At 66.0% G+C, this 25,592-nt stretch carries 33 protein-coding genes and 2 tRNA genes; 19 read left to right on the top strand and 16 right to left on the bottom strand.

The genetic code is table 11. The features are described from left to right. Positions 1-84: 84 nt before the first annotated feature. Positions 85-999, bottom strand: coding sequence for a DUF2171 domain-containing protein (locus U1701_RS14360; RefSeq protein WP_332783249.1), 915 nt, complete (start codon positions 997-999; stop codon positions 85-87). Between the two features lie 212 nt (positions 1,000-1,211). On the opposite strand from U1701_RS14360, the gene U1701_RS14355 reads away from it, so the two are divergent. Continuing rightward, positions 1,212-1,287 (top strand) — tRNA-Ala (locus U1701_RS14355). A gap of 33 nt (positions 1,288-1,320) precedes the next feature. On the opposite strand, the gene U1701_RS14350 is transcribed toward U1701_RS14355, so the two are convergent. Then, positions 1,321-1,926: a hypothetical protein gene (locus U1701_RS14350; protein WP_332783248.1), complete on the bottom strand. Its 606-nt coding sequence runs from the start codon at positions 1,924-1,926 to the stop codon at positions 1,321-1,323. Between the two features lie 93 nt (positions 1,927-2,019). Here U1701_RS14350 and arfB point away from each other — a divergent pair, with 93 nt between their 5' ends. Further along, positions 2,020-2,442 (top strand): alternative ribosome rescue aminoacyl-tRNA hydrolase ArfB, encoded by a 423-nt coding sequence (gene arfB, locus U1701_RS14345; protein ID WP_332783247.1) that lies wholly within the window; start codon positions 2,020-2,022, stop codon positions 2,440-2,442. Positions 2,443-2,608: 166 nt separating this feature from the next. Here arfB and U1701_RS14340 read toward each other — a convergent pair whose 3' ends face one another. After that, the gene (locus tag U1701_RS14340) at positions 2,609-3,343 is read right to left on the bottom strand and encodes an RluA family pseudouridine synthase (protein WP_332783246.1); all 735 of its coding nucleotides are present in this window, start codon (positions 3,341-3,343) and stop codon (positions 2,609-2,611) included. Positions 3,344-3,388: 45 nt separating this feature from the next. Between U1701_RS14340 and U1701_RS14335 the strand changes: the two genes are divergently transcribed. Further along, positions 3,389-4,129, top strand: coding sequence for a M15 family metallopeptidase (locus tag U1701_RS14335; protein ID WP_332783245.1), 741 nt, complete (start codon positions 3,389-3,391; stop codon positions 4,127-4,129). Positions 4,130-4,245: 116 nt separating this feature from the next. Here the strand turns inward: U1701_RS14335 and wrbA are convergent, their stop codons facing one another. Together wrbA and U1701_RS14325 are read right to left on the bottom strand one after the other, a co-directional pair. After that, complete coding sequence (wrbA, locus tag U1701_RS14330) at positions 4,246-4,848, bottom strand: NAD(P)H:quinone oxidoreductase (protein WP_332783244.1); 603 nt, start codon at positions 4,846-4,848, stop codon at positions 4,246-4,248. A gap of 151 nt (positions 4,849-4,999) precedes the next feature. Continuing rightward, positions 5,000-5,716: a pirin family protein gene (locus tag U1701_RS14325; RefSeq protein WP_332783243.1), complete on the bottom strand. Its 717-nt coding sequence runs from the start codon at positions 5,714-5,716 to the stop codon at positions 5,000-5,002. A 181-nt stretch (positions 5,717-5,897) separates the two neighbouring features. Between U1701_RS14325 and U1701_RS14320 the strand changes: the two genes are divergently transcribed. Beyond that, entirely contained in the window at positions 5,898-6,788 is an 891-nt protein-coding gene (locus U1701_RS14320; RefSeq protein WP_332783242.1) for a LysR family transcriptional regulator, read from the top strand. Positions 6,789-6,842: 54 nt separating this feature from the next. Here the strand turns inward: U1701_RS14320 and U1701_RS14315 are convergent. After that, positions 6,843-6,932, bottom strand: a tRNA-Ser gene (locus U1701_RS14315). A 135-nt stretch (positions 6,933-7,067) separates the two neighbouring features. Between U1701_RS14315 and hspQ the strand changes: the two genes are divergently transcribed. Further along, a complete protein-coding gene (hspQ, locus tag U1701_RS14310) occupies positions 7,068-7,445 on the top strand; it encodes a heat shock protein HspQ (protein WP_332783241.1) in 378 nt (125 codons plus the stop codon). 202 nt (positions 7,446-7,647) lie between these two features. On the opposite strand, the gene rplS is transcribed toward hspQ, so the two are convergent. From rplS to U1701_RS14290, 4 genes are read right to left on the bottom strand one after another with little or no spacing between them, the layout of a single operon-like run. Next, complete coding sequence (rplS, locus tag U1701_RS14305; protein WP_332783240.1) at positions 7,648-8,040, bottom strand: 50S ribosomal protein L19; 393 nt, start codon at positions 8,038-8,040, stop codon at positions 7,648-7,650. Further along, a complete protein-coding gene (gene trmD, locus U1701_RS14300; protein WP_332783239.1) occupies positions 8,037-8,768 on the bottom strand; it encodes a tRNA (guanosine(37)-N1)-methyltransferase TrmD in 732 nt (243 codons plus the stop codon). Before trmD ends, rplS begins: the two co-directional genes overlap by 4 nt. Beyond that, a complete protein-coding gene (locus tag U1701_RS14295) occupies positions 8,765-9,130 on the bottom strand; it encodes a type II toxin-antitoxin system VapC family toxin (protein WP_332783285.1) in 366 nt (121 codons plus the stop codon). Before U1701_RS14295 ends, trmD begins: the two co-directional genes overlap by 4 nt. Positions 9,131-9,135: 5 nt before the next feature. Further along, the gene (locus U1701_RS14290; RefSeq protein WP_332783238.1) at positions 9,136-9,474 is read right to left on the bottom strand and encodes an AbrB/MazE/SpoVT family DNA-binding domain-containing protein; all 339 of its coding nucleotides are present in this window, start codon (positions 9,472-9,474) and stop codon (positions 9,136-9,138) included. Between the two features lie 106 nt (positions 9,475-9,580). Here U1701_RS14290 and U1701_RS14285 point away from each other — a divergent pair, with 106 nt between their 5' ends. Continuing rightward, a complete protein-coding gene (locus U1701_RS14285) occupies positions 9,581-10,486 on the top strand; it encodes an NAD(P)/FAD-dependent oxidoreductase (RefSeq protein ID WP_332783237.1) in 906 nt (301 codons plus the stop codon). Between the two features lie 99 nt (positions 10,487-10,585). Here U1701_RS14285 and rimM read toward each other — a convergent pair whose 3' ends face one another. The 3 genes from rimM to ffh all read right to left on the bottom strand — a co-directional run bounded on the left by rimM (position 10,586) and on the right by ffh (position 13,350). Beyond that, the gene (rimM, locus tag U1701_RS14280; protein ID WP_332783236.1) at positions 10,586-11,191 is read right to left on the bottom strand and encodes a ribosome maturation factor RimM; all 606 of its coding nucleotides are present in this window, start codon (positions 11,189-11,191) and stop codon (positions 10,586-10,588) included. A gap of 85 nt (positions 11,192-11,276) precedes the next feature. Further along, positions 11,277-11,723, bottom strand: a complete 447-nt coding sequence (rpsP, locus tag U1701_RS14275; protein WP_332783235.1) for a 30S ribosomal protein S16 — start codon at positions 11,721-11,723, stop codon at positions 11,277-11,279. A gap of 112 nt (positions 11,724-11,835) precedes the next feature. Beyond that, positions 11,836-13,350 carry a signal recognition particle protein gene (ffh, locus tag U1701_RS14270; protein WP_332783234.1) on the bottom strand — a complete coding sequence of 505 codons (1,515 nt, stop codon included), beginning with the start codon at positions 13,348-13,350 and terminating at the stop codon, positions 11,836-11,838. A gap of 298 nt (positions 13,351-13,648) precedes the next feature. Between ffh and U1701_RS14265 the strand changes: the two genes are divergently transcribed. From U1701_RS14265 to U1701_RS14250, 4 genes are all read left to right on the top strand, one after another. After that, entirely contained in the window at positions 13,649-15,262 is a 1,614-nt protein-coding gene (locus tag U1701_RS14265) for a putative bifunctional diguanylate cyclase/phosphodiesterase (RefSeq protein ID WP_332783233.1), read from the top strand. A gap of 150 nt (positions 15,263-15,412) precedes the next feature. Then, positions 15,413-16,666, top strand: a complete 1,254-nt coding sequence (gene mtaB, locus U1701_RS14260; RefSeq protein WP_332783232.1) for a tRNA (N(6)-L-threonylcarbamoyladenosine(37)-C(2))-methylthiotransferase MtaB — start codon at positions 15,413-15,415, stop codon at positions 16,664-16,666. After that, positions 16,663-17,598 (top strand): signal recognition particle-docking protein FtsY, encoded by a 936-nt coding sequence (gene ftsY / locus U1701_RS14255; protein ID WP_332783231.1) that lies wholly within the window; start codon positions 16,663-16,665, stop codon positions 17,596-17,598. The genes mtaB and ftsY overlap by 4 nt, the downstream gene beginning before the upstream one ends. 79 nt (positions 17,599-17,677) lie before the next feature. Next, the gene (locus tag U1701_RS14250; RefSeq protein ID WP_332783230.1) at positions 17,678-18,292 is read left to right on the top strand and encodes a septation protein A; all 615 of its coding nucleotides are present in this window, start codon (positions 17,678-17,680) and stop codon (positions 18,290-18,292) included. Between the two features lie 114 nt (positions 18,293-18,406). Here U1701_RS14250 and U1701_RS14245 read toward each other — a convergent pair whose 3' ends face one another. Both U1701_RS14245 and pspF read right to left on the bottom strand, forming a co-directional pair. Then, positions 18,407-19,018 carry a superoxide dismutase gene (locus U1701_RS14245; RefSeq protein WP_332783229.1) on the bottom strand — a complete coding sequence of 204 codons (612 nt, stop codon included), beginning with the start codon at positions 19,016-19,018 and terminating at the stop codon, positions 18,407-18,409. A 197-nt stretch (positions 19,019-19,215) separates the two neighbouring features. After that, positions 19,216-20,241: a phage shock protein operon transcriptional activator gene (gene pspF, locus U1701_RS14240; protein WP_332783228.1), complete on the bottom strand. Its 1,026-nt coding sequence runs from the start codon at positions 20,239-20,241 to the stop codon at positions 19,216-19,218. A 174-nt stretch (positions 20,242-20,415) separates the two neighbouring features. Here pspF and U1701_RS14235 point away from each other — a divergent pair, with 174 nt between their 5' ends. Genes U1701_RS14235 through U1701_RS14200 form a run of 8 tightly spaced genes read left to right on the top strand, consistent with a single transcriptional unit; the run spans position 20,416 to position 23,038 of the window. Then, positions 20,416-20,550 (top strand): hypothetical protein, encoded by a 135-nt coding sequence (locus U1701_RS14235; RefSeq protein WP_332783227.1) that lies wholly within the window; start codon positions 20,416-20,418, stop codon positions 20,548-20,550. Between the two features lie 35 nt (positions 20,551-20,585). Next, complete coding sequence (gene pspA / locus U1701_RS14230) at positions 20,586-21,251, top strand: phage shock protein PspA (protein ID WP_332783226.1); 666 nt, start codon at positions 20,586-20,588, stop codon at positions 21,249-21,251. Between the two features lies 1 nt (position 21,252). Further along, on the top strand, positions 21,253-21,543 hold the full coding sequence (gene pspB / locus U1701_RS14225) for an envelope stress response membrane protein PspB (RefSeq protein WP_332783225.1): 291 nt from the start codon (positions 21,253-21,255) through the stop codon (positions 21,541-21,543). A 1-nt stretch (position 21,544) separates the two neighbouring features. Further along, positions 21,545-21,928, top strand: coding sequence for an envelope stress response membrane protein PspC (pspC, locus tag U1701_RS14220; RefSeq protein WP_332783224.1), 384 nt, complete (start codon positions 21,545-21,547; stop codon positions 21,926-21,928). A 25-nt stretch (positions 21,929-21,953) separates the two neighbouring features. After that, positions 21,954-22,250: a hypothetical protein gene (locus U1701_RS14215; protein ID WP_332783223.1), complete on the top strand. Its 297-nt coding sequence runs from the start codon at positions 21,954-21,956 to the stop codon at positions 22,248-22,250. A gap of 12 nt (positions 22,251-22,262) precedes the next feature. Next, the gene (locus tag U1701_RS14210; protein WP_443026061.1) at positions 22,263-22,538 is read left to right on the top strand and encodes a hypothetical protein; all 276 of its coding nucleotides are present in this window, start codon (positions 22,263-22,265) and stop codon (positions 22,536-22,538) included. Between the two features lie 27 nt (positions 22,539-22,565). Then, positions 22,566-22,790 (top strand): hypothetical protein, encoded by a 225-nt coding sequence (locus tag U1701_RS14205; RefSeq protein ID WP_332783222.1) that lies wholly within the window; start codon positions 22,566-22,568, stop codon positions 22,788-22,790. Between the two features lie 11 nt (positions 22,791-22,801). After that, positions 22,802-23,038: a hypothetical protein gene (locus U1701_RS14200; RefSeq protein WP_332783221.1), complete on the top strand. Its 237-nt coding sequence runs from the start codon at positions 22,802-22,804 to the stop codon at positions 23,036-23,038. Positions 23,039-23,135: 97 nt separating this feature from the next. On the opposite strand, the gene U1701_RS14195 is transcribed toward U1701_RS14200, so the two are convergent. Continuing rightward, positions 23,136-24,056, bottom strand: a complete 921-nt coding sequence (locus U1701_RS14195; protein ID WP_332783220.1) for a right-handed parallel beta-helix repeat-containing protein — start codon at positions 24,054-24,056, stop codon at positions 23,136-23,138. Between the two features lie 239 nt (positions 24,057-24,295). On the opposite strand from U1701_RS14195, the gene U1701_RS14190 reads away from it, so the two are divergent. After that, positions 24,296-25,495 carry a cation:proton antiporter gene (locus tag U1701_RS14190; RefSeq protein WP_332783219.1) on the top strand — a complete coding sequence of 400 codons (1,200 nt, stop codon included), beginning with the start codon at positions 24,296-24,298 and terminating at the stop codon, positions 25,493-25,495. The last annotated feature ends 97 nt before the right edge of the window (positions 25,496-25,592 follow it).

Raw genomic sequence — 25,592 nt, 5'->3', positions numbered from 1 at the left:
TGGCGAAACCGGCGGCGACCGCAACCGCGAAAACGCCCGAGCGTTTCCACCCGGGCGTCGTCGAGGTTCAGGATGCCGGATCGCTCAGTCGGTACCAGTGAAGCGGCGATCGGGCGTCGCGCGTTGGGGGCGCGCGCTATCAGCGGGCCCGCCCGGCTGGTCCCCGTAGTGCGAAGCCGCGGCGTTGCGCTGTTCTTCGCGCCACGCTGTCTTCGCGTCGTCGGCCGACTTGGCCAGCACGACATGCGTATCGACGGTCTGGATCCATCGCGACGGGATGGAATGGTGGACGCCGCCGGCATCCTTGTCGGTGCGCGTCAGCAGGATGCGATCGCCGCGCACCGCGTCGACGGTGCCGACATGCGCGCCGTCCGACCCGACCACCTCCATATGTTCATCGACACGTGACAAGGCGGTGCGCTGGCCCTCCCGTTCGGTCCGCCATGCGCCGAACTCGTTGTCGAACTTGGCGCGGTTCTCCTGCCGGTATTCGGCGTAGTCGGCGTCCAGCGCGGCAATCTGGCTGGCCCGCCAGCTGCGATAATGGTCGTCGCGCTCGTGGACCGCGCGCGAGCGCTGGTCTTCCTCATCGTAGCGCGCATCCTGCTCGCGGCGGTGTTCGGCCTCATCGTCGCCGAACCATGATCGTACTTCGTCGCCGGCGCGTGCGATGAAGCCGCGATCGTCATGGTCGCCGCGCTGCGCCGGCCGTGCCTGGCTGCGACGGCGGTCGTCGTACTGGCTCCGCCCGTCGGCATAGGTCCCATGATATCCGCTCTCGCGATCGCCGCGAGGGGGCTGCGTGTCGCGTTCGCCGTGCGGCTGGTTGCCGTAATAATCGCGGCCACGCTGGCTGTGCGGGTCGGGGCCCCGCCCGTGTTCGCGCCCGTGTTCGCCCGACCGATGATCGCGTCCGGTGGCATATTCGCGGTCATCCGGTCCGCCGCGTCCGTCGGGATACCCCGCGTTGCGGGTGCGCGAATCGCGTTGGTCGCCCATCGAAACCTCCGAATTTGGCGCATCCGGTGTCGTTCGTAGGCTGACCCACCGTGCGCTGGCTTCGTCGAAAAAATGGCTGGACGGCGGGATTGTTCCGATGACCGGAACCGGCGGACGGCGGCGCGCGGCCCGGCCGAGCGCGCCGTGTCGAAAAGTTGACGGACTATGTTGCAAGCCCAGAACCGAGCCGCTACGGGCGTTTTTGGACGCGCGGGGCCGTAGCTCAGATGGGAGAGCGCTGCAATCGCACTGCAGAGGTCAAGGGTTCGATTCCCTTCGGCTCCACCAGCGCGCCCTCTGCCGGTGGCTCCCACGTGCGGCTTACACGGCGTAGGGCTCAACCGCCCCCGATACGACGATCAACACGATCAGTACCACCAGCATCGCGACGTTCCAGCGGCGCGCCTTGACGATCAGCAACGCGACCAGCAGCCCCAGAATCCCGAATCCGCTGATCAGGTAGATCGCCATCGCCAGGTCGCCGCCCGCAGTCGCCGGCACTTCAGGCGATGCGTGCACGATCTCGAGCGCGATCACCCCGATCCAGCTCGTCACGTTCGCGGTCAGCAACCCGCCGACCACCAACCGGTTCTGCTTGTCGTACCAGTCGTCAAAGTCGGGCCATTCCTCGGGCGTGTCCGGAAAGATCAGCGTTGCCGCCAGATAATAGATGCCGACCATCGTCAGCACGCCGATCAGCGTGACGTAATTGGCATCGATCTGCTCACGCGCATCCCAGGCGACCATCCAGAAGCTGGTGAGATCGAACATCACCAGCAACCCGAGGAGCGGCGTCAGCCATCCGACCCGCACCGGCCGCGTTCCGCGCTTGAGCTTCACCGCGCGCGAGAAACCGCCGAGCACTTCCGCGAGCGCCAGGCCGAGCAACAGGCCGAACACCGCAAACACCAGTTCGAATGGACTCAACGCCGCCCCCCATCAGGTCAGCCGGGATCGCCCTTCCGCGCCCGCCGACCGCCTGTTCTTGAATTCGTCCCCCGCCCGCTTAAGGCTCCGACGATGGTATGGATTCCGATCACCCGGTCAATCGCTATCGACGACACCGAAATCAGCGAGACGACGACGCGGTCGGGCGGGCCCGGCGGGCAGCACGTCAACACCACCGACAGCGCAGTGATTCTGCGGTTCGACGTCGCCGGGTCGCCGAACCTGCCCGAGATGGTCAAGGATCGGCTCGCGGTGCTGGCCGGGTCGCGGCTGACGCGCGACGGGGTGCTGGTGCTGCGCAGCGAGGGATCGCGATCGCAATTGCTCAACCGGGCGGAGGTACGCGAACGCCTGGTCGCGCTGATCCGCGATGCGACGATCGTCCCGAAGAAGCGGCGGCCGACCAAACCCACCAAGGGCAGCCAGACGCGGCGGGTCGATTCGAAGGTCAAGCGATCCGCGGTGAAACAAGGACGCGGGAAGGTTCGGGAGTAGCCGTCTTACCCATCACCACCCGGCGAAGGCCGGGGCCAATTGCGAAGGTCGTGGTAACGGCGCACGCGCTGCATTACATCCGTCCCCCTTTGGACCCCGGCCTCCGCCGGGGTAGCGGCTATGGGGAGGGTTGCGCTACCGATCTCCCGCGAAGGCGGGAGAACGGTTAGGCCTCGCGGTCCGCCGTGCCGTTGTCCGCCGGGTTCGCAGCCGGGTCAGCGACTGAAGCGCCCGCCACGTCATCGCCAAACCCCGCCGCCGCAAACCGCTCGGGCATCGGCGCTTCGCCGATGACGTCGGGCTTGCCCGCGCGCGGCACGATCAGCTTCTGCGCGTGCAGCATCATGCCGAGCGAATCCGCGGTGCCATAGACCGCGTCGCCCACCACCGGCGCGCCGAGCCCGATCGCCGCATGCACGCGGATCTGGTGTGTCCGGCCGGTCTCGGGCAGGAACTCGACCAGCGATCGCCCGCCCTCGACGCGCAACACGCGCCACGCGGTGCGCGACGCCTTGCCCTGGAGCTTGCCGTCGACGTCCTCGATCATCCGCCAGCCGGTTTCGGCAGTGCTGACCTTACCGAGCACCATCTCGATCCGCCCCGACTCCTCCGTCGGCACGCCCTCGAGCAGAGCGACATAGCGTTTGGTCACCAGTCCCTGTTCGAACGCCTGCTGCAGCCGGGCATGCGCCTTGGGGTTGCGCGACAACAGCAGGCAGCCGCTGGTATCGCGGTCAAGCCGGTGGACCGGCTTGGGCCAGCGCTGGAACCCGAATTTCAAGCTCTCGAGATGGTTCTCGAGGCTGAGCGAGCCATCGCGGGGGGGATCGACCGGCAAGCCCGTGGGCTTATCGATCACCAAGGCCTCGCCGTCGAGGAAGAGTACGCGGTCACCATGCATCCGCTGCCCTTGCCAGTATCGGCGCGCGCATGCCAGAGGCAGGTCATGCTGCGACGCACACTTCTTCTCGCTCTGGCGTTCACGCCTGCCGTTGCGGAGGCCCAATTGTGCGCCGGGCAGAGCGCCGCGATCGCACCTGACGGCCGCGCGTTCGGCCATCTTCCCTATGGCGACGCGCCCGAGAGCGAACTCGTCACGCTACCCGCTGACGATTCGGTCGGTGGCGCCTGCGTGATCCGTCGTGATGCGCTGCCGGATCTCATGCGGCTATTCGATGCGGCGCGCACCGATCCGGTGGTGATGGGGCAGTTGAAGGCGATGTCGTGCCATCGCTCGATCGAGCGCCAGCGTGGAGTGTTCTGTCGCGGCACCGATTCGCCCGCCGACCGCGCGATCTCGGTCGCTCCGCCGGGCTATAGCGAGCATGCCACGGGCTATGTGCTCGACTTCGCGGTGCGCCCGCGGGGGGACTGCCCCGATGCCGAAGCCTGCATGGCGGCGACTCCGGCGGCGAAATGGCTGCGCGCGAATGCCCCGCGGTTCGGATTCGAACAGAGCTTTCCCGGCGGCAACAAGCAGAACGTCAAATGGGAACCGTGGCACTGGCGCTGGGTCGGCGTCGCCTCCGCCGCACCGGGCGCGGCCCGCGCGCGCTTCGTGTTCGCGCGCGCGCGGCGGGCGTATCCGGCCAATCCGGGGATCGACCCGGTGGTCGTGCGCGTCGCCCCACCGCCGCCGAAGCTGTTTCTCAAGCTGCCGGTACTCGACGCCAAGAAACGCCACTAAGCTTGGCAACGGCACGTCTTCCTGGTTCCTCCGCGATGGCGGGGGCCCAGGATCACAAACGGTATAGCCCGTAACCCTGGACTCCCGCCTTCGCGGAACGGCCTGACGACGAGGCGTTACGCTGCCAACTTCGCCGCCGTCTCCGCGATCCGCTGGCCCTGATACCGGGCACCAGCCAGTTCCTCAGCATGCGGCTGGCGCGAGCCATCGCCGTCGGCGATCGTCGTCGCGCCGTAGGGCGATCCGCCGAGCACCTCGGCGACGCCCATCTGCCCCTTGAAGCCATAGTCGAGCCCGACGATCGTCATGCCGTGATGCAGCAGGTTGGTGATGATCGAGAACAGCGTCGTCTCCTGCCCGCCATGCTGGCTGGCGGTCGCGGTGAACGCGCCGCCGACCTTGCCGATCAGAGCGCCGCTGAACCATAGGCCGCCGGTTGTGTCCCAGAACTGCGCCATCTGCGCGGGCATCCGACCGAACCGCGTCGGCGCGCCGACGATGATCGCGTCATAGTTCTTGAGCGCGTCGGGGCCTTCGATGACGGGATGCGCGGTATCGGTCTTGAAATGCGCTGCGGCGACGACTTCGGGCGGCGCGGTTTCGGCCACGCGGCGGATGTCGACTTCGGCTCCGCCAGCGCGCGCGCCCTCGGCGACGGCGTCCGCCATCTGCTCGAGATGGCCGTAAGACGAGTAATAGAGAACGAGGACCTTGGTCATGGGACACTCCTGAGAAGAGGGGGAAGAATGATTCATTGGAAACAGTCCGTCATCCCAGCGAAGGCTGGGATCTCCCTGTGGCGGACGCTGCGGCCCGAACCGGGGGATGCCAGCCTACGCTGGCATGACGGGCAGTTGGCTTGCGAAACGCTTACTCCGAATCGACGAGAACGATCTCGGCATCCTGGATCGCCCTGATCGCGACCGTCTGGCCGCCCGACAACGCCGCACCGTCGCGCGCGTCGAAACGCTCACCGTCGATCTCGATGGCACCGGTCGCGGGCACCAGATACGCGTGACGCCCCTCGCCGACGGTATGCGTGACGCTCTCGCCCGCCTTCACCGTCGCCGCGAGCACCCGCGCATTCGCCCGGATCGGCAAGGCATCGCCATCATCCGCGAACCCGCTCGCGAGCGTCACGAATGCGCCGGACCGCTCGCCTTTCGGAAACGGCTTGGCACCCCAGCTCGGGCTGCCACCCTTGCGCGTCGGTTCGATCCAAATCTGGAAGATCGTCGTCGTCTCGGGCTCGAGATTATACTCGGCGTGCCGCACGCCGCTGCCCGCGCTCATCACCTGAACGTCGCCGGCTTCGGTCCGTCCCTTGTTGCCGAGCGAGTCCTGATGCGTGATAGCGCCGGTGCGGACATAAGTGATGATCTCCATGTCCTGGTGCGGATGCGGCGGGAAGCCGTTGTTGGCGGCGATCTCGTCGTCGTTCCACACCCGGATCGCGCCCCACCCCATCCGGGCGGGATCATAATAGCTCGCGAACGAGAAATGATGCCGTGCGTTGAGCCAGCCGTGGTTGGCATGACCCAGGCTGTCGAAAGCGCGGCGTTCTACTTTGGTCTTGGTGTCGATCATGGACTGTCTCCAATCGTGTTGAAGCTAAGATAGGCGATCAGATTGCGCGGTAAATAGAAACGCTGGAAACCGATCGTTTCATCTCTTATCGTTCTCCCGCGAAGGCGGGAGTCCAGGGTTACGGGCGCAACGCTGCTCAGCACTGGATTCCTGCCTTCGCGGGAGAACGAAGAGGTCCATCATGCGCTTGCCCGATCTCGAAGCCTGGGCGATCTTCGCCAGCGTCGTCGAGCACAAGTCCTTCAGCGCCGCCGCCGACACGATCGGCCTCAGCAAGGCGACCGTCTCGAAGGCGATCACGCGCCTGGAAGCACATCTCGGCCAGTCGCTGTTCCACCGTACCTCGCGCCGTCTTGCGCTCACCGAAGCCGGCAAGCCCCTCGCCGAACACGCCGCACGCATCCTGGCTGAAGCGCGCGCCGCCGAAGAATCCGCCAACGACGCCGCCAGCGCCCCCACCGGCCGGGTCCGGCTCGCGGCACCGATGAGCTTCGGAATCTCGAACGTCGCGCCGCTTCTCGCTGAGTTCCTCGCCGCACACCCTGGGATCGAGATCGAGCTCCACCTCTCCGACGCGCGCATCGACATCGTCGCGGAAGGGTTCGACGTCGCGCTGCGCATTGCGTCGCTACCCGACAGTTCGCTCCGCGCGCGGCGGCTGTGCGGCATCACCACGCACATCGTCGCTTCGCCCGCCTATCTCGCGCAGCGCGGTACCCCCACGCACCCCGCGCAGCTCGGCGAACACGCGCTGTTCGGCTATACCAACGTCACCGGCCCGTGGCGCTTCCATCGCGGCGACGAAGATGTCTCGATCCGTCCGCGCGGCCAGCTGTCCGCCAACAGCGGCGAGGCGCTGATGCCCGCGCTGGTCGGCGGGCTCGGAATCGCGCTGTTGCCGACCTTCATCATCGCCGACCATCTCGCCCAGGGCACACTGGTCGAGATCCTCGCCGACTGGGCGCCGCCCCCGATCGGTCTGCATTTGCTGACTCCGCCCAGCGCATTGCGCCCCGCGCGCGTCGAAGCGCTGATCGCGTTCCTCAGCCGCCGGCTGCGCGACGGAAACTGAGCGAAGCCATCCAACCGAGTGGGATTGCCCTCGGGCGTGTCAGAACAAGGAAATTGGCGGAGAGGGTGGGATTCGAACCCACGGTACCCGCGAGGGCACGCCGCATTTCGAGTGCGGTACATTCGACCACTCTGCCACCTCTCCGCGAGGTCATCGGGCGCTGCCAAAACAGCGCTATCGATCGGTCGAGGGGCGCCTCTAACGCAATGATCCGGCGGGCACAAGCGCGTCCTGCCGCGTTCTGCTTGTGTGGACAAAAAGAACCATTAGATTGCGTACATGCCCCGCCACGACATCCCCGACAGCCACGCCCCCACCGTCGCCGCGCCGCCCGTTTCGCATGCTAATTTCTCGATCGGCGATATCGTCCGCCACCGCGTGTTCGATTTCCGCGGCGTGATCTTCGACGTGGATCCGGTCTTCGCAAACAGCGACGAATGGTATGAGGCGATCCCCGAACAGATCCGCCCGAAGAAGGACCAGCCCTTCTATCACCTGCTCGCCGAGAACCGGGAGTCGAGCTACGTCGCCTATGTCAGCCAGCAGAACCTGGTGCCTGACGACAGCGACGAACCGGTCGATCATCCGGGGATCGCGGGGCTCTTCACCGGCCTGGAGGACGGGCGCTACCGGCTGAAGCATCAGCACCGGCACTAGCCGAAGTCAGCGCGGTATCGTCACCCCAGCGCAGGCCGGGGTCTCTTGCGTGTCTGCGGTACATCTGCCTCGGGAGATCCCAGCCTTCGCTGGGATGACGATGAGGTGGACGCCGTATTCGTGGGCACGATACACAACCAAACAAAAAAGGGCGCGGAGACCTTGGTCCCCGCGCCTTTTCCGCGTGCGATTCCCGGACCGATTACTCGGCGGCGGCAGTGCCCTTGGCAGGGCGCGTGTCGCGACGCTCGGCGATACGCGCTGCCTTACCGGTGCGGCCACGCAGATAGTACAGCTTCGCGCGACGCACGGCGCCCTTGCGGACGACCTCGATCGAATCGACGTTGGGCGAATAAAGCGGGAAGACGCGCTCGACGCCCTCGCCGAAGCTGATCTTCCGCACGGTGAAGTTCGAGCCCATACCCTTGTTCGAACGCGCGATGCACACGCCTTCGTAGTTCTGAATACGGGTGCGCTCGCCCTCGACGACCTTCACGCCGACCTTCAGCGTATCGCCAGGGCGGAATTCGGGGATCGACTTGGTGGCGAGGAACTTGGCAATGTTCTCGGCTTCGATCGTCTGCAACAGGTTCATGTCTTCGTCCTCGTACGCTGCGCGCCAGAGGGCGACCCGACCCGAGCGCCCTCATGGCGCTCCCAAAGGTCCGGCCGCCTTAGCCGTGTATCGGTCTCCGCCATGGCCTTGCGCCAGGCGGCGATCCTCGCATGATCCCCCGATCGCAGCACTTGCGGGATCGTGCGCCCTTCCCACAATTGCGGTCGGGTATATTGCGGGTATTCGAGAAGGCCGCTTTCGAAGCTCTCGTCATCCCCACTTGAAGCCGCGCCCATTACGCCGGGGAGCAGCCGAATGCAAGCATCGAGCAGCACCAGCGCGCCCATCTCGCCGCCCGACAGGACGTAGTCGCCGATAGACACCTCTTCGATGTCGCGCGCGTCGAACAGGCGTTCGTCGAAGCCTTCGAAACGGCCGCAGAGGATCGTGACGCCTGGGCCGGCCGCGAGGTCGCGGACGCGCGCCTGGGTGAGCGGCGCGCCGCGCGGGGTCATCGCGAGAACCGGTCGGCCCGGCGCCTGAGCATCGATTGCCGCGGCAAGCACGTCGACCCGGAGCACCATCCCCGCCCCGCCCCCCGCCGGGGTGTCGTCGACCGAGCGATGCTTGTCGGTCGTATAGTCGCGGATCTGCACGGCGTCGCACGACCACCGCCCCTCGCCCAGCGCCCGGCCGGCGAGTGAGGTGCCGAGCGGACCGGGGAACATCTCCGGGTACAGCGTCAATATGGTGGCGGCGAAGGTCATTGCGTCCAGTTCTCGACCTTCAGATGGGTGATATCGGTAAAATGCTTCCTATTGTCCGTCACTAGGATCAAGTCGTGCGACAAGGCGTGGGCGGCAATCAGACGATCATAACTTGCGCGTTTAACGGGCAACGTCGCATAGGCGAGTGCCGCCTTGTAGTCGAAATCGAGCACTGGCACTTCTTCCACGAAAGCACGGAGTTGATCGACGGCGGGCGGTTTTGCCTGCATCGACCCATAGACGACTTCGGCGAACGCCACCGCGCTGGTGACGAGGTCGCTGTCGTCGCACTCGCCAGCGCGCGCCACAAGGCGAGGGCTACTACCCATCACCAGCGTGATGATCGCATTGCTGTCGAGCATGTATTTCACGCCGCATCATCCGATCCGTCGCCTTTCGGACATGCCAATGGGCGCTCCTCAAACAGCCGATCGTCATCGACCAGCGGTTGGAGATCGGTCGCCGAGCCGCAAACTTTTGCCACATTGAACTTACGCTTCGGCTGATCGGGGTTTGAGAAACTGAAATACTGACCGTCTTGGACGTCCATATCCACTTCCATTCCCGCCCTCAGACCGAGGCTCGCCGGCAACCTGAGCGCAAGCGAGTTCCCCGATTTGAAAATCTTAACACGGAAACGCTGTTTGTCGGGCAGCTTCATCCAGGGGGCTGAGCCCCATAGCCGATCCAGCACCTGTTCGCGCATATCGCCTCCAGCGTTCACAAATTTCGCTCTGTATATACATGCGGTGCATACATCAGCTTCGGTTCCTTCGCAAGGAACAGGATCGCGTGACACGCGCTTTGAGGCGATGGACGATTGCATCATCATCGGCGCCGGCCCCGCAGGCCTCACCGCGGCGATCTATCTCGCGCGGTTTCACCTCTCCATCCGGCTGCTCGACTGCGGCAGCAGCCGCGCCGCGCTGATCCCGCTGACGCGTAATCATGCAGGCTATCCGGACGGCATATCCGGCAAGGATCTGCTCGCCGATATGCTCACGCAGGCCGAGAAATATGGCGCGGTGCGCGAGTGCGTGACCGTCGAGGCGATCGAGCCACTGGAGGCGGGGTTCGCGGTGATTGCCGACGGACGGAGGATGCTGGCGCGCAGCGTGCTGCTGGCGACCGGCGTGGTCAACAACCGGCCGGAGGGAATGGCGGACGATCTCCACGATGCGGCGCTGGCGAAGGGCCTATTGCGCTATTGCCCGATCTGCGACGCGTACGAAGTCACCGACAAGCGCGTCGGAGTAATCGGCACGGGCGACCATGGGATGCGCGAGGCGCTGTTCCTGCGCGGCTACACGCGCGACCTGACGCTGATCGCACCGGGAGTCCACGATCTCGACCCAGCCTGCGCGGCAGCGCTAGACGAGGCAGGAATCGCGCGCGTCGATGGCCCTGCCGCCGGGTTCGCCATCGAGGGCGACCAGTTTGCGGTCGATACCGCGCAAGGACGGATGCGGTTCGACAGCGTCTATCCGGCGCTGGGATCGGTGATCCGGTCGAAACTGGCGGTAGCGGCCGGCGCGCGCGGGACCGCCGAAGGGTGTCTGGAGGTCGACGACCACCAACGCACGTCCATTCCCGGATTGTTCGCCGCGGGCGACGTGGTGAAGGGGCTCGACCAGATATCCCATGCGATGGGCGAAGCCGGCGTCGCCGCGACAACGATTCGCAACATGCTGGCAGAGCAGGCGCCGTTGCGGCGGTAACCCACCGCATCGTGCTCCTGCGCAGGCAGGAGCCCAGGGTTGCTGGCGTTGCGTTCCGTTACCCTGGGCTCCTGCCTTCGCAGGAGCACGGGCGGCAGATCAGATCTCGATGAACTCTGTTGCCACGACCAGGCGCTCGGCGTTCCATTCGGGCACCGCTTCGGCGCGCATCGGTACCATGAAGCGTTTGCCGGGCTTGCCGTCGTCGGTCGCCGGGCGTTCGATCTCGATCACGTCGCCCGCGCCGAAATCGTCGATCGCAACGATGCGGCCGATCGCCGTGCCGTCGCTGGAGATGACCGCAAGGCCCATCAGGTCCGCGTGATAATATTCGCCCTCTTCGAGCGGCGGCAGAGACGCACGCGGCACCGTTAGTTCCGTACCGCGCAGCGCCTCGGCGGCGTTGCGATCGGCCACTTCGGCGAAGCGCGCGATGGTGCCGTTGCTGCCGACGCGGGCAGACTTCAACGTCAGCGTACCGCCGTTGAAGCTCTGATACCCGCTCAGGCTGTCGCCAAAGACCTTCAGCCGCACCTCGCCGCCCACGCCGTGCGCGCCGATGACGGCGGCCAGCGTAACGGTCGGTTCACCCCTGGGCAGAGCCGGTATCGGGTTCGTCGTCGACGCCTTCTGCTGGCTCGTTGGCGGAGACGCCTTGGTTGGACGCGCCGTCGGCGGGCCCTTTGGTCGTGGCGTCTGCGTCATCGGGTGCGGTTCTCGTATCGGGATCTTGGGTCATCATGCGCTCCTCGGTTGCACCCGAAGAACGCATGACGATCCGATCGGGTGCTTACGATGTGGACGTCGCGTCCTCGACCTCGGCAGCGACGACCTGCTCGGTCTCTTCGTTGCTGCCGGTCTCGGGCGGAGCGTTCGCAGCAGCAGCTGCCTCTGCGGCTTCTGCAGCCTTGGTCGCCCGCTCTTCGGCGCGCTCGGTGGCCTTCTCGCCGGGCTTGCCCTTGTTCGGGTTGTTGCGCGCCGAACGCTCAAGGATGCCGGCTGCGTCGAGGAAGCGTGCGACACGGTCGGTCGGCTGCGCTCCGACGCTCAGCCAATGCTTGGCACGGTCGCCGTCGAGCTGGATGCGCTGCTCGTTGTCCTTGGCGAGAAGCGGGTTGTAGTTGCCGATCTTTTCGATGAACTTGCCGTCACGCGGGCTGCGCGCATCGGCGACGACGATCTTGTAATAGGGACGCTTCTTGGAGCCGCCGCGAGCGAGGCGAATGCTGATAGCCATTTTAGTCTTCCTTCTAGAATTTTGTCACCCAGCGTAGGCTGGGGTCTTGTGGTTGATGTCGCGCCCTAGCCGCCTGAGACCCCAGCCTGCGCTGGGGTGACGAATGGGGCAGTTATTTCTTCTTCAGAAAATCGTCGAACCCAGCGGGCATCTGCGGCATCTTGCCGCCGCCCAGTCCCGGAAGGCCCCCACCCGCCTGGTTCATCATCTCGCCCATCTGTGGGCCGCCGAGTGCGTTGCCGATGCCGCCGAGACCGCCGCCGAGGCCGCCCTTGCCGAGCATCGCCATCATCCCCTTCATGCCGCCCATCTTCTTGATCTTCTTCATGGCACCGGCCATTTCCTGGTGCATCTTCAACAGCTTGTTGACCTCCTGCACCGTCGTGCCCGACCCCTTGGCGATGCGGATCTTGCGCTTCGCGTTGATCAGCTCGGGCTTGCCCCGCTCCTTGATCGTCATCGACCCGATCATCGCGTCCATATGGACGAGGACCTTGTCGCCACCGGCGCCGGCCACCGCGTTCTGCGCCTTCTTCATGCCGGGGATCATGCCGGCGAGCGCGCCAAGCCCGCCCATCCGCTGCATCTGCGCCAGCTGCGCGCGCAGGTCGTTCATGTCGAACTGACCCTTGGCCATCTTGGCGGCCATGCGCTCGGCGTCTTCGACCTGGATCGATTCCGCCGCCCGCTCGACCAGGCTGACGACGTCGCCCATGCCAAGGATGCGACCCGCGACACGCTCGGCGTGGAACGCCTCGAGCGCATCGAGCTTCTCGCCGGTACCCGCGAACTTGATCGGCTTGCCGGTGACCGCGCGCATCGACAGCGCCGCGCCGCCCCGCGCGTCGCCGTCCATCCGGGTCAGCACGACGCCGGTCAGCGGTACCTGATCGGAGAAGTTCTGCGCGACGTTGACCGCGTCCTGGCCGGTGAGCGAATCGACCACCAGCAGGATTTCCGCCGGGTTCGCGACCTCGGCGACCGCCTGCATCTCCGCCATCAACGCAGCGTCGACGTGCAGACGCCCCGCAGTGTCGAGCATCAGGACGTCATAGCCCTGCAGCTTGGCGGCCTGCAGCGCCCGCCGCGCGATATCGACCGGCTGCTGGCCCTGGATGATCGGCAGCGTCGCGACGTCGATCTGCGTGCCGAGCGTCGCCAGCTGCTCCTGCGCGTTCGGGCGATTGACGTCGAGCGACGCCATCAGCACCTTCTTGCGATCGCGGCCCATCTGGCCTGCCGACAGGCGCTTGGCGATCTTCGCCGTGGTGGTAGTCTTGCCCGAGCCCTGAAGCCCGACCATCATGATCACCGCCGGCGGCGTGACGCCCAGTTCGAGCTCGGCGGTCGCCGCCCCTTCGCCGCCGCCGAGCATCTCGACCAGCGCGTCGTTGACGATCTTGACGACCTGCTGGCCGGGCGTGATCGACCGCAGGACGTTCTGCCCGACCGCGGTCTCGGTGATCTTGTCGACGAACGCACGCGCGACGGGCAGCGCGACGTCGGCTTCGAGCAGCGCGACGCGCACCTCGCGCATCGCCGCGCGCACGTCCGCCTCGGTCAGCGCGCCGCGGCCGCGCAGACGGTCGAAGACGCCGCCAAGACGATCGCTCAAGCTGTCGAACATAGCCAAAACCCTTTCGTGTCACCAAACGCAAAAGCGCCGGCGGGCGAAACCTCGCCGGCCAGCGTGCATCCTTGGATGCTCGTCATCTGCATTCCGCAACGGAACTGCGTGGACGCTTAGGCGAATTACCGCGCAACTGCAAGCTGGTGACCCGCACGACACGAGAATAAGTCAAAACGGTCGCGTTCCGCGACAAACTGCAACCGATCCGCAATCCATTACCCGCGGCTTAACATCTCTTATACCTTCGTTATGCGACATAGGAGATCCATTCGCAGTTGCAGGGGTCGCGAAGCCGATGACAATCACGCCGGCCACCGCTCCACCCGCCAAGCTGGACAGCGAGTTCCTGACCGGCGCGGTGACGGGCGCTGCGCTCCTGCTGTTCGTCGGCACCGGCGGCATGGTGCTGTGGCAGGTCATGCAGACGATCGGCAGCGGGACGATGGTCGATCGCACCTTGCTGGTCGCGATGCTGCTGAACATCGCGCTGATCCTGATCGGCTGGTTCCGCTACCGGGCGATGACGCTGGCGCTCACCGCGCTCAATGACGCGGGCGAGCAGGCCCGGCATCTGGCGCGGCATGATTCGCTCAGCGGTTTCCTGAACCGCCGCAGTTTTGCAGAGGATGCCGCCGTTCTGCTGGCCGCGACGCAGCGCCGTGGCAAGGCGATCGCGTTGCTCACGATCGACATCGATCATTTCAAGATCGTCAACGACATGCACGGCCATGCGATCGGCGACATGCTGCTGCAGCTTATCGCCGACACGATCAAGCGCGCCGCGCCGTCGAGCGCTCTGGTCGCGCGGCTCGGCGCCGACGAATTCGCCTGTGCGTTCGCGTTCGACGCCGCGCATTCGGCGCCTGTCGATGTGGTCGCCGAACGGCTGATCAGCGAATTGTCGCTGCCGTTCCGCACCGGCGACATCGAAATCCATACCAGTGCGTCGATCGGCATCGCGCGTTCCGACATTGATTGCGCGTCGATCGACGCCTTGCTGCGCACCGCCGATATCGCGCTGCATGCGGCCAAGTCCGCCGGGCGCAACCGCTACGCCTGGTTCGACCGCGCGATGGAACGATCGATCCAGGCCCGCGCCGAGCTCGAGTCGGGGTTGCGCGTCGCCATCCCGCAGCATCAGATCGCGCCGTATTTCGAGCAGCAGGTCGATCTTTCGAGCGGTCGGATCACCGGGTTCGAGGTGCTCGCCCGGTGGGAGCATCCGACGCGCGGCCTGATCATGCCCGACACCTTCATCCCGGTCGCCGAGGAAACCGGGATGATCGGCGAGCTCTCGCTGTCGGTGATGCGCCAGGCGTTCACCGCGGCGCGCGACTGGGACCCGCGGCTGACGCTGTCGGTCAACGTCTCGCCGATCCAGCTGCGCGATGCGTGGCTGGCGCAAAAGATCATCAAGACGCTGGTCGAGACCGGCTTCCCCGCCAGCCGGCTCGAGATCGAGATCACAGAGAGCGCGCTGTTCGACAATCTGCCGCTCGCGCAGTCGATCATCGGCAGCCTGAAGAACCAGGGGATCGCGCTGGCGCTTGACGATTTCGGCACCGGCTATTCGAGCCTCGCGCATCTGCGCGCGCTGCCGTTCGACCGGATCAAGATCGACCGCAGCTTCGTCACCTCGATCCTCGACAATCCGGAGAGCGCGGCGATCGTCAACACGATCGTCCGGCTCGGCGACAGCCTCAACCTGCCGATCACCGCCGAAGGGATCGAGGATAGCGGCGTCGAGGCACGGCTGCGCGGAATCGGGTGCGCCAAGGGTCAGGGCTATCTCTACGGCCGCCCGCTCGGCGTCGCCCAGGTCCGCCGGTTGCTCGCGGAAAAGCGGCTGCTGGCGCAGCATCCGGAGGCCGCGCGGCCGGCTTCGACGGTGGTACGTCTGGCGCGCTAAGTACGTCATGCCGTTCTCCCGCGGAAGCGGGAGTCCAGGGTTACGGGACGCAGCAATCGAGACTCCTGCTCTCCCGCCTTCGCGGGAGAGCAGTGAGCGGCGTCGCGCACGCAATGGACATCCCCCGCCCCCGCCCCTAGATCGCAAGCCATGTCGTCTGCCCCCGCGCCGGCGGTGATCAGCCTGGGTTGCCGCCTCAACATCGCCGAAAGCGAGACCATCCGCACGCTCGTCGCCGGGCGGGACATGGTGGTGGTCAACAGCTGCGCGGTCACCAACGCCGCGGTGAAGGCCACGCGGGTCGCGATCCGCCGGGCAAAGCGCGACCGGCCGGACGCGCAGATCGTCGTCACCGGATGCGCCGCGCAGATCGATCCGGCAAGCTTCGCGGCGATGCCCGAGGTCGACCGGGTGATTGGCAATGCCGACAAGCTGACCCCCGCCGCCTGGGCCACAGCGGCGCCGGTGGTGGTCAGCGACATCATGCAGGTTCGCGAGACAGCGCCGCACCTCGCCGCGAGCTTTTCCGCGCATGCCCGCGCGTTCGTCGAGGTTCAGAATGGCTGCGACCATCGCTGCACCTTTTGCGCGATCCCGTTTGCGCGCGGGCCCAGCCGATCGGTGCCCGCCGGCGCGGTCGTCGAGCGGATCGCAGGATTGGTCGAGGCCGGCCACCGCGAGATCGTACTGACGGGGGTCGACCTGACGAGTTATGGGCCTGATCTGCCGGGCAGCCCGACGCTGGGTCAGCTGGTCGAAAGGATCCTGACGCATGTCCCCCGGCTGGAACGACTGCGGCTGTCGTCGCTCGACGGAATCGAGATAGATGACCGATTGTTCGACCTGCTCACGGGCGAGCCGCGGATCATGCCGCACGTCCATCTCTCGCTGCAGGCCGGCGACGACATGATCCTGAAGCGGATGAAGCGCCGCCATTCGCGCGCCGACAGCGTCGCGCTGGTCGCGCGCCTGAAGGTGGCGCGGCCAGAGATCGCGATCGGCGCAGATCTGATCGCCGGCTTCCCGACCGAGACCGAGGCGATGGCGGCGAACACCCGCGCGCTGATCGCCGATTGCGCGATCGTGCACGCGCACATCTTTCCCTATTCGCCGCGCGCCGGCACCCCCGCCGCGCGGATGCCGCAGGTCGAGCCCGAAGTCCGCCGCCAGCGCGCCGCGCAATTGCGTGAGGTCGCAGCAGGCGCACGTGACACGTGGCTCGCCAGCCTGGTCGGGACGACGCAGGACGTGCTTATCGAAAGCCCGGGCGACCGCGGTCATGCACCGAACTTCGCCGACATACGCTTCCCCCCGATCCGCAGCGACACGAACACGGTAGGGGATATCATCGCCGTGACTGTGACCGCCGCCACCGCCACCCATCTGACAGGCACGCCCCTATGAGCACGACCCCAACCTGGCACGACAAGCTGATCGGTGGCTTCAAGCGCACCTCGGATCGTCTGGTCGGCAATCTGGCCGGCCTGGGCGGCGCGCGGCTCGACGACGAGACGCTCGACGATATCGAGGAAGCGCTGATCGCCTCCGACCTCGGCCCCGAGACCGCGGGCCGGATCCGCACGCGGCTGGCGGAAGGCACGTTCGAGCGCAACATGGAGGAGCTCGGCATCCGCGTGATCGTCGCGGAAGAGGTCGAGAAGGTGCTGGCGCGCGTCGCCGTGCCGCTCGAGGTCACCGCCTTTCCGCGCCCACAGGTGATCCTAGTGATCGGCGTCAACGGCTCCGGCAAGACGACCACGATCGCCAAGCTCGCGCATCTGCTGATGGAGCAGGATTACGGCGTGATGCTCGCCGCGGGCGACACCTTCCGCGCGGCCGCGATCGGCCAGCTGCGCACTTGGGCCGACCGCGTCGGCGTCCCGATCGTCACCGGTCCCGAGGGCGGCGACGCCGCCGGCGTGGTTTGGGACGCGGTCAAGAAGGCGACCGAGACCGGCATCGACGTGCTGATCGTCGACACCGCCGGCCGCCTGCAGAACAAGCGCGAGCTGATGGACGAACTGGCGAAGATCCGCCGGGTGCTCGGCCGCATCAACCCCGCCAGCCCGCATGATATCGTCCTCGTGCTCGATGCGACCACCGGACAGAACGCGCTGCAGCAGATCGAGGTGTTCAAGGAGGTGGCGGGCGTCACCGGTCTGGTCATGACCAAACTCGACGGCACCGCGCGCGGCGGCGTGCTGGTCGCCGCGGCGGAGAAATACGGCCTGCCGATCCACGCCATCGGGATCGGCGAGGGGATGACCGACCTGCGCCCGTTCGACGCGAACGAGGTGAGCCGGATCATTGCCGGGGTGGAGGGCGTTCGGAAGTGACCCGTTCTCCCGCGCAGGCGGGAGTCCAGCCCCTCCGTAGAACTGGACCCCCGCCTTCGCGGGGGAACAAGGATTCCATATGACGACCAATAGCAAACCCACCCTTCCCCCCGGTCTCCGCATGGCGATCGACTACGGCCCGCTCGCGATCTTCTTCGCGGTGAATTTCCTGACCCCCGGGCTGCCGATCGTCCGCGTCGTCGCAGCGACCACCGCGTTCATCATCGCGACGGTGATCGCGATGATCGTGTCGAAGGTGAAGGCCGGGCACATCTCGCCGATGCTGTGGATGTCGGGCGCGCTTGTCGTCGTGTTCGGCGGGCTGACGATCTATTTCCACGACGAGCGCTTCATCAAGATGAAGCCGACGATCGTCTATGCGATGTTCTCGGCGATCCTGACGTTCGGTCTGCTGACCGGCCGGCCGCTGCTGCAGTCGTTGCTGGAGACCGCCTATCCGGGGCTGACCGCGGACGGCTGGCGTAAGCTGACGCGCAACTGGGCGATCTTCTTCGCCGTCATGGCGGTGCTGAACGAAGCGGTGTGGCGCAATACGACCTGGGATTTCTGGGTCGGATTCAAGCTGTGGGGCGCGATCCCGCTCACCCTGCTGTTCGCGTTCGCCAACATCCCGATGCTGTTGAAACACGGATTGCAAACGGGCGACACGCCAGACGTGCCCCCCGCAGCATAAGTATCTTCCTTCCCGCCTGCGGCGGTCGGGGGTGGGCTCCAGCTATCGTTGGTAGCTGTCGTCGATAGCACGAGCCCACCCCTAGCCCTCCCGCAAGAGGGGTCGGGATTTAGGTCAGCCCTTGGCCTTGGCGTAGCGCTCGGACACGACGTCCCAGTTCACGATGTCCCACCAGGCCTTCAGATAGCCGGGACGATCGTTCTTGTACGTCAGGTAATAGGCGTGCTCCCAGACGTCGTTGCCGAGCAGCGGCGTGCCGGGCTCCTTGGCATCGTCCATCAGCGGGTTGTCCTGGTTCGGCGTGCTCGTGACCTTCAGCGCACCGCTGGCGTCGACGATCAGCCACGCCCAGCCCGAACCGAACTGCCCTGCACCCTTGGTGTTGAAGTCTTCCTTCAACTTGTCGAGCCCGCCATAGGCGTCGACAGCGTCCTTGAGCGGGCCGGACAGCGTCGCCGAACCCTTCGGCCCCATCGTCTTCCAGAAGAAGTCGTGGTTCCAGAACCCGCCGCCATTGTTGCGAACGAGCGGCGGCTGCGACGAGATGATCCCGAGGATGTCCTCGATCGTCTTGCCGGCGAGTGCGGAGTCTTTCTCGACACCCTCGTTCAGCTTGGCGGTATAGGCGGCGTGATGCTTGTCGTGGTGGAAGTGCATCGTCTCCTTGTCGATCACCGGCTCGAGCGCGTCATAGGCGTAAGGCAGCGGTGGGAGTTCGAAAGCCATGCAGGGTCTCCTTGATGGGGTCGGATGTGTAACGTCCGCGCAGCGACAAATGGCCCCGTGGGAGTCGTTGCGCAAGCGTGGCGGGATAGTCGGGCGCCCCCTCGTCATCCCAGCGAAGGCTGGGATCTTTCTGGGGCGGGTGCTGCGGCCTGAGCGAGAGACCCCAGCCTTCGCTGGGGTGACGAGAGTGGGAAGGCTCAGGCCCCCACCCCAAGTAGTTCATGCCGCCGCAACGCATGCCGCAACTGGTCATAGGTCAGCCCTAGCGCCTCCGCGGTCGCGCGCTGGTTGAAGCGGTGTTCGGCCATCGCGCGCGCTAGCAGGTCGCGTTCGAACCGTGACACGCGCGACTTGAAGTCCGACGGCCCCTCCTCGCACGCGACCACCGGATCGTTCGCTTCCGCGACCGTCGCGGTCGGGACGACAAGGCTTGGCTTGCCCGCCCCCGGCCGATGTGGCGACTGGAACGGGTCGATCTCGATCGCGTCGATCGGCCCTTCGCGTTCCCAACGATACACCGCGCGTTCAACGACGTTGCGCAGCTCGCGGACGTTGCCCGGCCAGTCATAGGTCGTCAGCGCATCGAGCGCAGAGGGGCCGAACCCCTCCCATCGCTCGCGCCCCAGCTCGGATGCCATCCGCCGTCCAAAATGATCCGCCAGCACGACGACATCGCCCGCGCGCGCGCGCAGCGGCGGCAAGGTCACCACCTCGAACGACAGCCGGTCGAGCAGATCGGCGCGAAACTCGTGCCGCATCACCTTGTCCGGCAGATGCTCGTTGGTCGCCGCGACGATCCGGACGTCGACGCGCATCGGCCGCGACGATCCGATCCGCGTGATCTCGCCATATTCCACCGCGCGCAACAGCCGGTCCTGCGCCGCCATCGACAGCGTGCCCAGCTCGTCCAGAAACAGTGTGCCGCCGTCCGCCTCCTCGAACCGCCCGGCGCGCGCCTTGGTCGCGCCGGTAAACGCGCCCGCTTCATGCCCAAACAATTCCGCTTCGATCAGCGTCTCGGGAAGCGCCGCGCAGTTCATGATCACGAGCGGCTGATCCCATCGCGGCGACAGGCGATGGAGTCGCTCGGCGACAAGCTCCTTGCCGGTCCCGCGCTCGCCGATCACCAGCACCGGACGGTCGAGCGCCGCGGCGCGGCTGGCGCGTTCAAGCGCCCCCATGAAGGTGTGCGACTGGCCGATGACCTGCGTGGTGCGCTCCATCCACTAAGTTTGGCGCGAAATCCCAACTCTTGGCAAGTATCCAATAGTATGAGGCCCGGCCTGCCAAGCCAACATACTGTATTTGCTCGATTACTGAAACTGGCACAACAGATGCAAAGCCTGTGGCAACCCGCCGATAACGGCGGAACGCAACCAGGACCAAGGAGCCACGCCATGTTCAAGACCGACTTCGCCCGCACCGTTACCGCCGCCCTCTGCACCATCGTCGTCAGCGCCACCTGCGTGCTCGGCGCGGTCGCTCCGGCGGTGTCGGCACCGGTGGCGGGCATCACCCACATCGTGGCATAAGGCGGCAACGCCGACCCTCCGGAGCAAGGATTACCATGGGCATCTTTTCCCGCACCCGCGACATCGTCGCCGCCAACTTCGCCGACCTGCTGGAGAAGGCCGAAGACCCCGCGAAGATGATCCGCATGATCATCCTCGAGATGGAGGAGACATTGGTCGAGGTTCGCGCCTCCGCCGCGCGCACCATTGCCGACCAGAAGGAAATGCGCCGGCACATTTCGAAGCTCGACCAGTTGCAGGACAATTGGACCGAGAAGGCCGAACTGGCGCTGTCAAAGGACCGCGAGGACCTGGCCAAGGCGGCGCTGGTCGAACGCCAGAAGGCGGTCGACATGGCCGACCAGCTGAAGGCCGAGGTCGGCGTGCTCGACGATGCGCTGCGCGCGTCGGAGGAGGACATTGCCAAGCTGCAGACCAAGCTGCGCGAGGCGCGCACCAAGCAGAACGCGGTGCAGACCCGGCTTGAGACCGCGAACAATCGCACCCGCCTGCGCGAGATGTACAACGGCCCGAAGACGCACGAGGCATTCAGCCGCTTCGACATCCTCGACCGCCGCGTCGACGAGGCCGAGGGTCGCGCGGACGCGATGGGCCTGGGGTCGGTCAAGACGCTGGAGGAGGAAATCTCTGAACTGCGCGCCGGCGACAAGGTCGATGCGGAACTCGCGGCGCTCAAGGCGCGCATGAAGAAGGACGGCTGACATGGAAGACGCCTTTGTACCGGTGATCGCGATCACCTCGATCTTCATCGGGCTGCCTTGGGTCATCCTGCACTACATCACCCGGTGGAAGCAGGCACCACGGATCACCGAGGAGGATGAACGCCTGCTCGACGAACTGCAGGCGCTGGCCCGCCGACTCGAGGACCGGGTCGTGACCGTCGAGCGGATCATTGCCGCCGACAATCCCGACTGGAAGCCCGGGCTGACCAGCCAGCAATCCTATCAGAGCGATCGCCTGACCGACCGCACCCCTTTCGAACGGAGGAATTGAGATGTCCGCCAGCCGTACCAAATTCTACCTCGACAAGCAGAACGCCAAGTACAAGGGCGTCTGCGCGGGGATCGCCGACTATACCGGGGTCGAAGTGCTCTGGGTCCGCGTCGCGATGGTCCTGCTGACCTTTGCCGGCGGCTTCCCCTGGACCTTGGTCGCCTATTGGCTGGTCGCCTGGATGGGCGAGGTCAAGCCGATCGGGCTGTACGAGACGCCCGACGACGCCAAATTCTGGCAGGGCGTGCGATCGAACCCGAAGCGCTCGACCGCCGAGGTCCGCAGCAAGTTCCGCGACATCGACCGCCGGCTCGCCGACATCGAGACGCACTACACCAGCCGCAGCAGCAACAGCCTGGCGGCGGAAATCGACAGCCTGCGCTGAGACGCGGGCCAACAGGGGACGGATTATGAGTTGGGGTGGACCGGGCTTCGTCATCGCGATCATCGCGATCTCGACGCTGGGATGGGTGATCAACACCTGGATCCGGGCAAAGCATGGCTATGCGCTCGAAGACGAGTGGACCGGCAAGACGCACAAGCCCAATCCGGACGGCGATCGCAAAGTGCAGTTGCTCTCCAGCGAGAACGAGCGCCTCACCGGCCAGGTCTCGCGGCTGGAGGAGCGGATCGCGGTGCTCGAACGCATCGCCACCGACCCCGCCGAGCGCACCGCACGCGAAATCGACGCCCTGCGCGACCGCTGAGGGAGAGCGACGATGAACGGATTTACGATCTTCATGCTCGCACTCGTCGTTATCGGCTTGCCGGTCACGCTCGGGATCGGCAGCGACATGTTCAAGCGCTGGATGAAGCACAAGGAAACCATGGCGACCGCGCTCAACGCGCAGACCGCCGAGAAGGCGGCGCAGTACGCCGCGCACACCGAACGGCTCGAACAGCGCGTGCGCGTGCTGGAACGGCTCGCCACCGACCGCGGCATCGCGGTTGCCGAAGACATCGAGCGGCTGCGCGACGAGCGCCCGCTGAACTAGAGGATACGACCGATGAACCCCTTTACGATGACCGTCTGTATCGTGCTGATCATCGCGGTCGCGAAGGTGCTGCGCGAACGCTACCGCACGATGGGTCGGCAGATCGCCCCCGCCGAGAGCGTCGACACGCTGCGGCTGCGCGACGAAGTGCGGCAGATGAAGGACCGCATCCAGGTGCTGGAACGCGTCATCACCGACAACCACAAGAGCGTCGATCTCGACCGAGAGATCGAGCAGCTCCGCGACCGCTGAGGGAGGCGGACATGACCGACCCGAACGTCTATATCACCCTGGCGCTGTCCGGCCTCGCGGGGCTGGCGATGGTGGTCGCAGGCGGGCTCGCCGGATGGCGAGGTTGGCTGGCGCTGCGGCGGATGGAATTGACCGCGCACGACGGTGGCGCGCCGATAGTACCGACCGCGGGCGCGCGGATCGAGATCGCCGACCTCAAGGAGCGGATCAAGAAGCTGGAAGCGATCGCCGCCGGGGTGGATCTCTGACCTTCCCGTCACCCCGGGCTCGCCCCGGGGTCCCGCTAAATTTCAGTGGAGGAAAGAAGTGGCCCCCGGGTTAAGCCCGGCGTGACGCAAAAGTGATCTACCGCGTCTCGAACGCGCGCAGCCCCGGCCCAAGCCGGTTCGTCCCGAGCGCCAGCCGATCATGGCTGTAATCCGCGACGAACGCCGGGCTGGTCTTGTCCCCAGGCGACAGGCGAGCGTCATTATCCTCGACGCGCAGGCCGGTCGACCGAAAGGTCTTCGCTTCCGCCGCAACCACGACCAGCCCGGTATGGTTCTCCTTCGCGGTCCCCTGAACAAACGCGTTGCGCGCGATCAGTCCGGTCGCGCCTTCGGGCAGGTCGATCATGTAGTTGGTCTTCTTGCCGCCGGTGTCGTCGAAACTATTGTCGGTGATCGACACGGTGGGCACGCGCAGCTTGACGTAATGGCCGCCGGTGCCGCGTTCGAAGCGCGAATGGGTGATCGTCACGCTACCCTTGTTCGCGAGGTAGATGGCGTGCGAGCAGCTCGGCGATTCGTCGCACTGGCCAAGGCCGGAAAAGGTCGAGCGGTCGATCGTGATCCGCTGGCCGGTCGGCTCCCCACCCAAGATGCCCTCCTGGCTGGTCAGGAACATCGAATTGGTGACCGCCAGATCGCCCATCTCCGTGCGGATCCCGGCGCCGTTGCCGTCGCTGACGCGCAGATTGCGGAAGACGATGCCGTCGACCACCGACCCCTGTCCGCGCAGCACCAGCACCGCCTTGTCCTCGCACGCCACGCCGTCGAAGATCACGCTGCCAGGGTTGGCCGCCTTGAAGGTGATGTGCCCGCCCGCCTGCACCGCGCATTCGCGGTAGGTGCCCGGCGCGATCAGGATCGTCGCGGTGCCCATGCGGACCGAGTCCACCGCGGCCTGCAATGTCGGGAACCCCTGCCCCCCGATCGTGAACGGCGCAACCCCGTGGGCGAACGCGGGAGCGGCGAACAGCGTCAGCGCGAGCAACGATCGTTTCATGGAATACATCCTTTCATACGCGACCTGCACAAGTCGCCGTTCGATAGGCTAGACAAAATCGCGGTTAATCGCTGCGGCGATCACCGCAAGCGGTTGCCGCAAGGCGCACCTGTCCCACGATGGCGCATCTTGTCACCGCGTCGGAAGCGATTGCCGCCCCTGCCCGCGAGTTGTATCGCAGGCGCAACAAAGCCGGCGGGTTCTCCGACCGAGCGCGACGGGGGACGCACGTGCACGCCATGACGCCGACGGAGGTCTTCCTCCTCGCGATGCTGATCATCTTCACCATGCCCTATCTGGTCTGGCGGGTATTCCGCACCGACTATTGGGCGCCGCTTGTCGTCGTGCAGATCGTTGGCGGCATTCTGCTCGGGCCGGGCGTGCTAGGCGCGCTCTATCCGGACTATTACGCGACCGTCTTCACGCCTGCGACGTTGGGGTCGCTAAACGGCGTCGCCTGGTGGGCCGTAATGATGTTCGTGTGGGTCGCCGGCATCGAACTCGACATCGGCGAGGCCTGGGCGCGGCGTGGCGAGACCGGGGTCACCGCCGGTCTTGCGCTCGCGGTGCCGCTGGTCACCGGCAGCATCGCCGCGGTGCTGATGTTGCGCTATCCCGGCTGGCGCGGGCCCGACGGCGCGACCTGGCAGGTGGTCCTGGGCATCGGCATGGCGTGCGCCGTCACCGCGCTGCCGATCCTGGTGCTGTTCCTCGAAAAGCTGGAGATCCTGCGCCAGCCGATCGGCCAGCGTATCCTGCGCTATGCCAGCCTCGACGACATCGCGATCTGGGGCGTGCTGGCGCTGATCCTGCTCGACTGGGAACGTGTCGGGCGACAGGGCGGGTTCCTGATCGGCTTCGCGGTGGCGACGGTGCTGATCCGCAAGCTGATGGCACGCATTCCGGAAAGCGACCGCTGGTATGTCAGCCTGATCTGGCTCGCAGGGTGCGGATTCGCCGCCGACTGGGCGGGGTTGCATTTCATGGTCGGCGCGTTCCTGTCGGGCGCGGTGCTCGACGCGAAATGGTTCACGCTCGCGAAGATGGACCAGTTCCGCCACTTCGTGCTGCTCGCGGTGATGCCGGTGTTCTTCCTGTCGACCGGCCTCAAGACTCAGTGGGCGGTCGGCGGCGTCGCGGTGTTTGCCGCTGCGGCGCTGCTGTTGCTCGCTTCGGTCGGCGGCAAGCTCGTCGGGGTTCACGCCGCGGGACGTATCCTGAAGTGGCGGCCGGGCGAGGCCTCGGCGATCGGCTGGTTGCTGCAGACCAAGGCGCTGATCATGATCATCTTCGTCAACATCCTGCTCGACAAGAAGATCATCACCAACGAGACCTTCACCGCGCTGCTGCTGATGGCACTGGCGAGCACGATGCTGACGGTGCCGATGGTCGCGCCGAAATTGCGGAAGCTCGGGGCGTTGGTGGGGCGTAGCCACTAACTCTACGTCACCCCGGACTTGTTCCGGGGTCCACCGGGCCGCAAACTCACCGGCCTGAGAATTTGCCGCCCGGTGGATGCCGGACCAAGTCCGGCAT

The sequence above is a fragment of the Sphingomonas rhamnosi genome (assembly GCF_036663615.1).
Taxonomy (GTDB): domain Bacteria; phylum Pseudomonadota; class Alphaproteobacteria; order Sphingomonadales; family Sphingomonadaceae; genus Sphingomonas.
This window is presented reverse-complemented; position numbering and strand designations above follow the sequence as displayed.

Bases quoted from the DNA above. Each gene is read 5' to 3' on its own strand.
- wrbA (WP_332783244.1), bottom strand. From the start codon at position 4,848: ATGACCAAGGTCCTCGTTCTCTATTACTCGTCTTACGGCCATCTCGAG.
- U1701_RS14340 (WP_332783246.1), bottom strand. From the start codon at position 3,343: ATGCATGGTGACCGCGTACTCTTCCTCGACGGCGAGGCCTTGGTGATC.
- U1701_RS14320 (WP_332783242.1), top strand. From the start codon at position 5,898: ATGCGCTTGCCCGATCTCGAAGCCTGGGCGATCTTCGCCAGCGTCGTC.
- U1701_RS14360 (WP_332783249.1), bottom strand. From the start codon at position 999: ATGGGCGACCAACGCGATTCGCGCACCCGCAACGCGGGGTATCCCGAC.
- ffh (WP_332783234.1), bottom strand. From the start codon at position 13,350: ATGTTCGACAGCTTGAGCGATCGTCTTGGCGGCGTCTTCGACCGTCTG.
- pspF (WP_332783228.1), bottom strand. From the start codon at position 20,241: ATGGAGCGCACCACGCAGGTCATCGGCCAGTCGCACACCTTCATGGGG.
- rplS (WP_332783240.1), bottom strand. From the start codon at position 8,040: ATGAACCTGTTGCAGACGATCGAAGCCGAGAACATTGCCAAGTTCCTC.
- arfB (WP_332783247.1), top strand. From the start codon at position 2,020: ATGGTATGGATTCCGATCACCCGGTCAATCGCTATCGACGACACCGAA.
- U1701_RS14335 (WP_332783245.1), top strand. From the start codon at position 3,389: ATGCTGCGACGCACACTTCTTCTCGCTCTGGCGTTCACGCCTGCCGTT.
- U1701_RS14235 (WP_332783227.1), top strand. From the start codon at position 20,416: ATGTTCAAGACCGACTTCGCCCGCACCGTTACCGCCGCCCTCTGCACC.
- U1701_RS14200 (WP_332783221.1), top strand. From the start codon at position 22,802: ATGACCGACCCGAACGTCTATATCACCCTGGCGCTGTCCGGCCTCGCG.
- rpsP (WP_332783235.1), bottom strand. From the start codon at position 11,723: ATGGCTATCAGCATTCGCCTCGCTCGCGGCGGCTCCAAGAAGCGTCCC.
- U1701_RS14265 (WP_332783233.1), top strand. From the start codon at position 13,649: ATGACAATCACGCCGGCCACCGCTCCACCCGCCAAGCTGGACAGCGAG.
- mtaB (WP_332783232.1), top strand. From the start codon at position 15,413: ATGTCGTCTGCCCCCGCGCCGGCGGTGATCAGCCTGGGTTGCCGCCTC.
- rimM (WP_332783236.1), bottom strand. From the start codon at position 11,191: ATGACGCAGACGCCACGACCAAAGGGCCCGCCGACGGCGCGTCCAACC.
- U1701_RS14290 (WP_332783238.1), bottom strand. From the start codon at position 9,474: ATGCGCGAACAGGTGCTGGATCGGCTATGGGGCTCAGCCCCCTGGATG.
- U1701_RS14215 (WP_332783223.1), top strand. From the start codon at position 21,954: ATGAGTTGGGGTGGACCGGGCTTCGTCATCGCGATCATCGCGATCTCG.
- ftsY (WP_332783231.1), top strand. From the start codon at position 16,663: ATGAGCACGACCCCAACCTGGCACGACAAGCTGATCGGTGGCTTCAAG.
- pspA (WP_332783226.1), top strand. From the start codon at position 20,586: ATGGGCATCTTTTCCCGCACCCGCGACATCGTCGCCGCCAACTTCGCC.
- hspQ (WP_332783241.1), top strand. From the start codon at position 7,068: ATGCCCCGCCACGACATCCCCGACAGCCACGCCCCCACCGTCGCCGCG.
- U1701_RS14190 (WP_332783219.1), top strand. From the start codon at position 24,296: ATGACGCCGACGGAGGTCTTCCTCCTCGCGATGCTGATCATCTTCACC.
- pspC (WP_332783224.1), top strand. From the start codon at position 21,545: ATGTCCGCCAGCCGTACCAAATTCTACCTCGACAAGCAGAACGCCAAG.
- U1701_RS14250 (WP_332783230.1), top strand. From the start codon at position 17,678: ATGACGACCAATAGCAAACCCACCCTTCCCCCCGGTCTCCGCATGGCG.
- U1701_RS14210 (WP_443026061.1), top strand. From the start codon at position 22,263: ATGAACGGATTTACGATCTTCATGCTCGCACTCGTCGTTATCGGCTTG.
- U1701_RS14245 (WP_332783229.1), bottom strand. From the start codon at position 19,018: ATGGCTTTCGAACTCCCACCGCTGCCTTACGCCTATGACGCGCTCGAG.
- U1701_RS14285 (WP_332783237.1), top strand. From the start codon at position 9,581: ATGGACGATTGCATCATCATCGGCGCCGGCCCCGCAGGCCTCACCGCG.
- pspB (WP_332783225.1), top strand. From the start codon at position 21,253: ATGGAAGACGCCTTTGTACCGGTGATCGCGATCACCTCGATCTTCATC.
- U1701_RS14195 (WP_332783220.1), bottom strand. From the start codon at position 24,056: ATGAAACGATCGTTGCTCGCGCTGACGCTGTTCGCCGCTCCCGCGTTC.
- trmD (WP_332783239.1), bottom strand. From the start codon at position 8,768: ATGACCTTCGCCGCCACCATATTGACGCTGTACCCGGAGATGTTCCCC.
- U1701_RS14295 (WP_332783285.1), bottom strand. From the start codon at position 9,130: ATGCTCGACAGCAATGCGATCATCACGCTGGTGATGGGTAGTAGCCCT.
- U1701_RS14325 (WP_332783243.1), bottom strand. From the start codon at position 5,716: ATGATCGACACCAAGACCAAAGTAGAACGCCGCGCTTTCGACAGCCTG.
- U1701_RS14205 (WP_332783222.1), top strand. From the start codon at position 22,566: ATGACCGTCTGTATCGTGCTGATCATCGCGGTCGCGAAGGTGCTGCGC.